The organism is Arthrobacter sp. MDT2-34-1 (assembly GCF_059091365.1).
Window position 1 is genome coordinate 1 of record NZ_JBNHGO010000048.1, and the last position, 1,047, is coordinate 1,047.

A 1,047-nucleotide genomic window follows, 5' to 3' on the forward strand; every position below is an offset into this window, starting at 1 on the left:
TCGGCTACATCCGGCGGGATCCCAAACGGCCGCGCGCCATGGAGATCCTGATTCCGCTCACGCTGGACCAGGGCAAGGTGGAGATCGCCGGCGTTGATGAACCCGGCGTGCTGCGGAGCACCAAGGGAACCCCGGTGGCTGACCTGGCCAGTGCGGCGGATACGGCCATGGTCCCACTGGTGGGCCGCATTGCCGCCGGCGGCCCTATCCTGGCCGACCAGTCGGTGGAGGACGTCGTACCTTTGCCCCGGCAGTTGGTGGGCCACGGGGAGCTCTTCATGCTCCGGGTGTCCGGCGATTCGATGATCGATGCTGCCATCTGCGACGGCGATTGGGTGGTCGTCCGCCGCCAGCAGAGCGCCCTGAACGGCGAAATCGTGGCCGCGCTGCTCGATGACGAAGCGACGGTGAAGACCTTCCGGCAGCGCGACGGCCATACCTGGCTGCTGCCGCAGAACACCCGCTACGAGCCGATCCTTGGGGACCACGCCACGATCATGGGCAAAGTCGTGTCGGTGCTGCGGTCGCTCTGACCTGGTGGCCTGCCGCTGACGGTGGCAGGCCTCATGCTGTCCCGGCCAGCCGCTGCAGCACCGCAAGGACCGTCGCCCGGTCCGTGGTGCCCCAGAACGGCGGCAGCGCACTCCGGAGGAATCCGCCGTAACGGGCCGTAGCCAGCCGGGAGTCCAGTACTGCCACCACGCCCCGGTCGCCGGCGGCCCGGATCAGACGCCCCGCCCCCTGTGCCAGCCGCACAGCCGCATGGGTCGCCGAAACGCTCATGAAGCCATTGCCGCCGGCCTGGGCCACCGCCCGGGTGCGGGCCGTCATCAGCGGGTCGTCCGGCCGGGGAAACGGAATGCGGTCGATGATGACCAGCCGGCACGACGGCCCCGGCACGTCCACGCCCTGCCACAGGGACATTGTGCCGAACAGGCAGGTATCCGGCTCCGCGGCGAACTGCTTCACCAGCGCTGACATGGACGACTCGCCCTGGCAGAGGATGTCCAGGTCCAGGCGCAGTCGCATGGCATCGGCCGCCTCCTC

Annotated in this window: 2 protein-coding genes; one reads left to right on the forward strand and one right to left on the reverse strand. The window is 69.4% G+C overall.

The annotated features are described in order from the left end of the window. Positions 1-533, forward strand: a 533-nt coding sequence (lexA, locus tag AC5RVV_RS17505; RefSeq protein ID WP_494002626.1) for a transcriptional repressor LexA, incomplete at its 5' end; no start/stop codon positions are given. A 31-nt stretch (positions 534-564) separates the two neighbouring features. On the opposite strand, the gene AC5RVV_RS17510 is transcribed toward lexA, so the two are convergent. After that, positions 565-1,047, reverse strand: a 483-nt coding sequence (locus AC5RVV_RS17510; RefSeq protein ID WP_494002627.1) for an ATP-dependent DNA helicase, incomplete at its 5' end; no start/stop codon positions are given.